The 7,731-nt window shown below is 67.5% G+C and carries 7 protein-coding genes; all 7 read left to right on the top strand.

All coding sequences use genetic code 11. From position 1 onward, the window contains the following. A partial coding sequence (locus ACWD5D_RS44570) for an IS110 family transposase (protein WP_451378468.1) occupies positions 1–621 on the top strand: 621 nt, incomplete at its 5' end. 322 nt (positions 622–943) lie between these two features. Further along, positions 944–1,777 carry an ISAs1 family transposase gene (locus tag ACWD5D_RS44565; RefSeq protein WP_451378467.1) on the top strand — a complete coding sequence of 278 codons (834 nt, stop codon included), beginning with the start codon at positions 944–946 and terminating at the stop codon, positions 1,775–1,777. 132 nt (positions 1,778–1,909) lie between these two features. Further along, a complete protein-coding gene (locus tag ACWD5D_RS44560) occupies positions 1,910–2,269 on the top strand; it encodes a transposase (protein WP_451378466.1) in 360 nt (119 codons plus the stop codon). Between the two features lie 566 nt (positions 2,270–2,835). Continuing rightward, positions 2,836–3,684, top strand: a complete 849-nt coding sequence (locus ACWD5D_RS44555) for a reverse transcriptase domain-containing protein (protein WP_451378465.1) — start codon at positions 2,836–2,838, stop codon at positions 3,682–3,684. Beyond that, positions 3,569–4,273, top strand: coding sequence for a group II intron maturase-specific domain-containing protein (locus ACWD5D_RS44550; protein WP_451378464.1), 705 nt, complete (start codon positions 3,569–3,571; stop codon positions 4,271–4,273). The genes ACWD5D_RS44555 and ACWD5D_RS44550 overlap by 116 nt, the downstream gene beginning before the upstream one ends. 30 nt (positions 4,274–4,303) lie before the next feature. After that, a complete protein-coding gene (locus tag ACWD5D_RS44545; RefSeq protein WP_451378463.1) occupies positions 4,304–5,344 on the top strand; it encodes an IS3 family transposase in 1,041 nt (346 codons plus the stop codon). 298 nt (positions 5,345–5,642) lie between these two features. Continuing rightward, positions 5,643–7,130: an alpha/beta hydrolase gene (locus ACWD5D_RS44540; protein ID WP_451378462.1), complete on the top strand. Its 1,488-nt coding sequence runs from the start codon at positions 5,643–5,645 to the stop codon at positions 7,128–7,130. Positions 7,131–7,731 lie beyond the last annotated feature (601 nt).

The following is a 7,731-nucleotide window of genomic DNA, read 5'->3' as shown; positions in this document are numbered from 1 at the left end:
GCCGAACACGGCCTGGAGCGGGCCGGTGCCTGTTTCACCGCCGCGGGCCGAGCCTGGCTGGACGGCCTGGATCTGCCGGACGCCTCCCGCACCGTCATCGACCAGCTGCTGGTACTCCTCGACGCTCTCAAGGAGCCGATTGACGCCCTGGACCGGCAGCTGGCCGCTCAGGCACGCGGTGATCCACGGGTGACGGCCCTGATGCAGCTACCCGGCGTCGGCGTGCTCACCGCGCTGGTGATCGTCACCGAGGTCGGCAACGTCTCCCGCTTCTCCTCCGCCCGCAAACTCGCCTCCTGGGCCGGGCTGACTCCCACCGTCCGCAGCTCGGATCTGACCGTGCGGCACGGGCACATCTCCAAGCAGGGCTCGGCATGGCTGCGATGGATCTTGTGCGAGGCCGCCCAGACCGCCAAAAGATCGCCCGAGTTCACGGCTGCCTACCAGACCATCGCGCACCGCCGCGGAAAGAAGATCGCCACCACCGCCATCGCCCGCAAGCTCATCACCCGTGCCTACCACGTCCTGCACGACCTCGAGACCCAACAGCCGGACAACCGCCGACGACCACACCGCCCGTCGGCGGTCGCTGGACCCGGGCGCGCTCGCAAAACTGCATGAGCCGGCCACGCCGCGCTCGATGACCTGACTGAGCAGCCCGCTCCCCGAACCACGGCCATGGCACCGGACGACGAGCCCGGGGCCGAATGGGTGCATGTGAGACGACTCCGCCGGCCAGCTCACCACTCGGGGACGACCAACCACCAGTACCGCAAAAGCCGTTCACATCCTCGCGCCACAATCTGCAGCCGCGCGCCACGCCACACCAGCGGGAGGAACACCCGGCAGACACCAAGGCCCGGCGCCATCGGGCAACCACGGGCCGGAACCAGTCACGCCTTGACACACTCGACCCTCATGGGTGCAGTTCTTCCTGGATGCGGTGCCCGATCCTCGCTCCCGGCGGGGCCGCTGGTACTCGCTGACCTCGATCCTGCTGGTCTGCGCGGCCGCTGCGGTCTCGGGAGCCCGGACCATCGACGAACTCGCCGAGTGGGGCGCCCGCGCCGACACAGGGCTGCTCGCCACGCTCGGCGTGCGCCGTCACCTGCTGCGCCGGCGGCATGCACCCTCCAGGTCGGCGATCGGGAGGGTCCTCGAGCGTCTCGACACCGACGCACTCGATGCGGCCGTGGGAGCCTGGCTGGCTCACCGCCATACCGCCGCAGTCCCGGACAGGCGACGGGTGATCGCCGTGGACGGCAAGGCACTGCGCGGCTCCGCCCGCCTGGACCAGCCCCGCCGGCACCTGCTGTCCGCCGTCACCCACGGCTGCCCGGTCACCCTCGCCCAGGCTGAGGTTGGGTCCAAAACCAACGAGACACGGCACTTCCAGCCCCTGCTTGCACCGCTCGACCTGGACGGAGACGTGGTCACCTTCGACGCGCTGCACTCCGTCAAAGCCAATGTCGCCTGGCTGGCCGAGACCAAGAAGGCGCACTACGTGGCCGTGATCAAGCCCAATCAGCCCACCGCCTGGGCCCAACTGGACGGTCTGGACTGGCATGCGGTGGCCATCCAGCACACCGCCTCGAACAAGGGACACGGCCGTCGCGAGTCCCGCTCCATCAAGACTCTCGCCATCGCCGACAACCTTGGCGGCATCGCCTTCCCCCACGCGAAGCTCGCCCTCCGCGTCCACCGCCGCCGCAAAGAGACCGGTGGGAAGGAGACCCGCGAGACCGTCTATGCGGTCACTCGAGGCACGCGGGAGTAGGCCGGCGAAGTAGCTGTCTGGGGTCTTGCCGTATCGGGTGGCGATGCCGCGGCCTTGCGCCTGTGAGGTTCCCCCGAGATGCGGAGGTTGGTGACAGAGGGTCAGATGGGACTCATGAGAGGAACGTCGACCATGGCTGCCCCCAGAAAGTACTCGCTGGAGTTGCGTGAGCGTGCGGTACGGATGTATCGCACTGCCGATCCGAAGCCGCAGATCAAGAAGCTGGCCGTCGACCTCGGGGTGCACCCGGAGGCGCTGCGCGGCTGGATCCGGCAGGCCGAGGCGGACGCCGGCGAGCGCGACGACCGGCTCACCACCGACGAGCGCGCCGAGCTCGCCGCGCTGCGCAAGGAGAACGCCCAGCTCAAGCGGGCGAACGAGGTCCTGCGGACGGCCTCGGCTTTTTTCGCGGCCCAGCTGTGCGCCACGAGGCGCGATGTTGATCGAGAGGTGGTGAAAGGCCACTTCCGTCAGGCCGTCGCAGCGGCCTGATCGAAGCTTGGGGGCAGCCTGATCCGGGGAACGCCGGTGAGGGTGGCAAGCGGCCCCGACGAAGGCGGGACGTACCGGAACTACCAGACGGTGCGGGCCCGTTCAGCAAGGTCAGAAGGTGTAGCGAGAGCGAACCAGTGGTGGAAGCTCCGTAAGCGCGAAGCCGGGTCAAATCTGGTGGATATGGGCCGGTGTGCAGTGCGTGGGACGTCCGACTCAAGGAGTCGGGATCCCAACTCCGAAGCCGTGTAGCTGTGTCGGTGAGGAGGCCACGTCGAAGGTCTGCGGCGTAAGCGTGGCGATGCTGCCGGAGTAGAGCTGGGCGCCTCCCTGACCGATCGATCACATGGTGAACGTGGGAACCATCCGCGGTCGCCCTCTTGTTGGACAGCCAGTTCAGCGGTGGGCAGGTCCGTTGCCGATTGAAGGCCGTGGGATGGGGCGGAGGCCCCGTAGTAGTCGCGGGCGTGACGACCCGCCGTGGAGGCCGTGAGAGACGGCCGCAGGGCGAAGGGGGCCAGCAAGTCAGCAGTTGAGACTGCTGGAATATCGGGAGGTTTTCGCTGGTGAATACCGACGAACTGGAGCACGCCGTATACACGGCGGAGCGACGGGTACTGAATATCCAGACCAAGCTGCACCGTTGGGCTCGTGATGACTCTCATCGCAGGTTCGACGACCTCTACAATCTCGTTGCCGATCCGGGCTTCCTTCTGGTGGCCTGGGATCGGGTGAGGGGTAACAAGGGTGCCCGCGCGGCTGGAGTGGACGGGCGCACGGTGCGTTCCGTCGAGGCCATGCAGGGCGTCGGGGATTTCCTTGACGGACTGCGGTTGCAGTTGAAGGACCGTAGTTTCCGCCCGCTACCGGTGCGTGAACGCATGATCCCGAAGGCCGGTGGGAAGCTCCGCCGCCTGGGGATCGCGACCGTCACCGACCGGGTGGTCCAGGCATCCTTGAAACTGGTGCTGGAGCCAATTTTCGAGGCGGATTTCCTCCCGTGTTCCTACGGGTTCCGCCCGAACCGCCGGGCCCATGACGCGGTAGCCGAGGTGCGCTATCTTGCTTCGCGGCCACGCAATTATGAGTGGATCGTCGAGGGAGACATCACGGCCTGTTTCGACGAAATATCGCATCCGGCCCTGATGGACCGGTTGCGGCACCGAGTCGGCGACAGACGCATCCTGGAACTGGTAAAGGCCTTCCTCAAGTCGGGCATCCTCGGAGAGGACCGCCTGCTGCGGGAAACCACCGCCGGAACCCCCACAGGGGTCGATTCTCTCGCCTCTGCTCAGCAACGTGGCGCTGTCGGTCCTGGACGAGTACATCGCCCAGGCGCCGGGAGGCCCGACTGCTGGGAAGGTGGACCGCGCCAGACGGCACCGCCATGGTCTGCCCAACTACCGACTTATTAGGTACGCGGACGACTGGTGCCTGATGGTCTTCGGCTCGAAAGCTGATGCCGAGGTCCTGCGTGAGGAAATCGCTGGGGTCTTGTCCGCGATGGGCCTGCGCCTGTCACCGGAGAAGACCTTGATCACCCATATCGATGAGGGCCTGGACTTTCTCGGATGGCACATCCAGCGCCACCGCAAGAGAGGGACCAGGCAGCACTACGTCTACACCTACCCCGCGAAGAAGGCTGTCCAGGCCGTGAAACGGAAGGTCAAGACGCTGTGCCGAGAGGTCGAAGTGAACCAACCGTTGGATGACCTGCTGCGTCGACTGAATATGGCGTTGCGGGGCTGGTGCGCTTACTTCCGGCCAGGAGTGTCCTCCGCGACCTTCTCCTATCTGAGCCACTACACGTGGCAGACAGTTTGGCGATGGATCCGGCGCAAACACCGCCGGTCCACCTGGAAGGAACTCCGCCACCGCTATTGCGGCGGTGGATGGTGGCCCACCAGTGAGAACAGGGAGCTGTTCGATCCCGAGAAGGTAGGCACGACCCGCTACCGTTACCGAGGTTCGATTATCCCGGCTCCCTGGCCCATCGCGGGATGAGGATACCCAACACACGGTCCATTTCGGGGCTTGTGGAGAGCCCGGTGCACTGAGAGGTGCCCGCCGGGTTCGGGAAGCGGTCCGGGGAAACGGGCCGGCCGAAAGGCCGGAACCGCGCCCCGGGCCGACTTTCACCGACCCGACCCGGCCCAGGTGACCGCGCTCCTCGATGAGCACCCGCACCTGGGGGTCGAGCCCGTACTGCGGGAACTGTCCATCGCCTCCTCCACCTACTACCGCTGGCGCCGCGCCGAACGCGAGCCGTGTGAGCGCGTGCGCCGGGACGCCGAGCTGACCGAGCAGATCAAGCAGATCCACGCCGGCTCTGGTGGGATCTACGGCTCGCCGCGCGTGCACGCCGTGCTCAAGCGCAAGGGCGTCCACGTGGGCCGCAAGCGGGTCGAGCGATTGATGCGCGAGGCCGATATCGCGGGGATCAGCCCGCGCCGGAGCGGCTTCACGCGCCGCGACCCCAAGGCCACGCTCGCCCCGGACCTGGTCGAGCGCGACTTCACCGCACCGGCGCCGAACCGGCTGTGGGTCACCGACCTCACCATGATCACCACCGGTGAGGGGCCCTTGTGGCTCTCGGCGATCCGGGACGCGTTCTCGCGCCGGGTCGTGGCCTGGGAGACCTCAGCCCGCGCGGACGCCGACCTGGTCCTGACCACGCTGGAGTACGCGCTCGCGAGCCGGGAAGTCGAGCCGGGCCGACTGATCCACCATGCGGATCACGGCTGCCAGTACACGTCCGTGAAGCTGACAACTCGACTATTACGAGCGGGAGTTGAGGCATCCATGGGCTCGGTCGGCGACAGCTACGATAACGCCCTCGCGGAGAACCTGTGGATGATCATCAAGACGGAGTGCATCCGCGGCCGGGTCTTCGCCACCCGGGCCGAGGCGAACCTCGCACTGTTCGAGTACATCGACGGCTTCTACAACTCCCGGCGCATCCAGAAGCGGCTCGGCTACCTCAGCCCGATCGAGTTCGAGGAGAAGCACTACGCCGACCAGGCAACGGCCGAACGAACGAACCTGAAACCCCGTCAACCCACACTGACCAGCTGATCAGCACCTCCCGCACGCCGGGGGAACCTCACTGTTGGTCAGCAGTTCGACGGTGTTTGCCTCCTTGTAGAGGTCGGCGTCCTGGCTGACAGATCGATTGAGACTGCGACGGATCCCTCCCCTGACCCGACCCTGACCGCTTTTGCCCCGTGCCCGATCGCCCCTGAGTGGTCCCTGACCCGACCCGGAAAAGCCCCTGACAGGGGCACCACATGGACGACCGTGCACCTAACGTGACGACGGTGCCCCGGCCGGGCCCGTACGCCTGACACAACCGCTCTCTTCACGAGGAGGATCCATGCCGTTGGTAAGGGGCAGATCCGCACTGCGGCGCATCGCCGCGCGGGGCACGGCCATGGTCGTGGGAGCCGCCATGGCCGTCATCACCGGCCTCGCCGCCGCTCCCGCGGTCCACGCGTCGCCGTCTGCCACCGGTGCCCTGCGCTGGGCACCATGTGATGACCTGGCGAAGCCGGGAGCCGAGTGCGCCACTCTTTCGGTGCCGGTCGACTGGGCCCACCCGGATGGGCCGAGACTCGACCTGGCTGTGGCCCGCCGCAAGGCCACCGACCCCGGCGCACGCGTCGGCTCGATGGTGTTCGGCCCTGGCGGGCCGGGCGACTCGGGTGTGGAGATGGTGGTGGGCCGTGTCAGCCGGTTCAGCCCCGAGGTCCGCCGCAGGTTCGACATCGTCAGCTTCGACCCACGCGGCGTGGGCAGCAGCAACCCGGTGACCTGCTCCGGCGACCTGCTCGCCGAGCGGCCGTCACCGGAGCTGAAGAGCCAGGCGGACTTCGACGCCACCATGGCGTACAACAGGCGGCTCCGTGCCGACTGTCGGGCCCGTACCGGCCCAGTGTTCGACCATCTTGACACCGCCCAGACGGTCCGGGACTTGGACGCCCTCCGGGCCGCCCTCGGCCAGCGGAAACTGACCTTCCACGGCAGCTCGTACGGCACGCTGCTCGGGGCACAGTACGCCGAGACCTACCCGCGCCGCGTGCGCGCGATGGTGCTGGAGAGCGTCATGGACCACAGCGTCCCGACCACCCGTGACTTTCTGCAGTCCGAGGTGGCTACAGCAGAGGATTCATTCCAGGAGTTCGTGAAGTGGTGTGACAGTGCCGCGGACTGCGCGCTGCACGCCCGCGACGTCCGCGCTGTCTGGCAGGGCCTGTTGGCCCGGGCCGGGCGCGGCGAGCTGGAGGACCCGGCGAAGCCGGGCACCACATTGTCTTCTTCGGACCTGGTCAACAAGATCGCGTTCCGGAAGTTCTACCAGGCCGACTACGCGGGCCTGGCCACGGCGATCGCGCGGATGGACGCGAGCAAGCCGCTGCCCGCGTCGCCCACCTCGATAGCGCCGCTGCCTTCGGCCACCCCGGTCTTCTGCTCGGACTGGCGCCTGCCGGTGCGCGACTACCAGGAGTACGCCTCGCTCGTCGCCATGATGAAGATGACAGCGCCTGACCTGCCCTACCTGCTGCCGATCCACATGGCAGCGGCGTGTCTGGGCGCGTCGACCGCCAACCCGCAGCACCGCCTGGACGCACACGGTGCCCCGCCGATCCTGGTGTCCAACGCGTTGCACGACCCCGCCACCGGTTACCCGTGGGCGGTTTCGGTGGCCCGGCAACTCGGCCGCAGCGGCGTGCTCCTCACCTACGAGGGCCACGGCCACGGCAGCGTCACCAGCGGCCCGTGTATGGAGGACGCCGTGGACAGCTATCTCACCGACCTGGCAGTCCCACCACGGGGCACCAGCTGCCCCGCCGTGCTGTCCTGACAGCTTGCCGATCCGGATCCGCCTGAGGGCGGATCCGGTAGGAAGACGATCGTGACGCGCAGGCAACTCACCGGCGACCAGGAAGCCCTGGCACGCGTGCGTGAGTTGGTGCGGGACGTGGGGTGCGATCCCGTTTATCACAGTCCGACCACCGCACCGACCATGGTGGCTCGGGCACCCCGAGCCGGCGCCGACCACGCAGCCCTGTCGCGCGTCGAAGGGGTACATGGTGGATGAGCGGGCGTGACCGTGTTGCTGGGCGGCGTCACATGAAGTCGAAGTCGGTTTCCCAGTCAGGGTCCGGCTCGTCCTCCGTGTTCAATGAGCGTTGTTCAACCTGAATTCGCTGGTCATGGGGCTGGCGTGAGCGGGGGCTGAGGTGCTCGTGCCGGCCGGGGGCGTGATCGGTAGCAGGTGATCATCCGGTGCGTTGCCGGTTCGCCGGAATCGGAATGCCGGGTTGGGGGTGTCTCGTAGGCTCCGAGGAGAGCCGGGTGGGAAGGGGTTGCTGGTGGCGGATGTGCTGGTCTGGGTGATGCAGCGAAGGGTCGTGCTGGCCGATCGCGCCGAACGGCTGCGCAAGGAGCTCGCCGAGATCGAT

This window comes from Streptomyces sp. NPDC002520 (assembly GCF_053595235.1).
The sequence above is the reverse complement of the archived record's forward strand: the minus strand, read 5'-3'. Positions and strand labels throughout refer to the sequence as shown.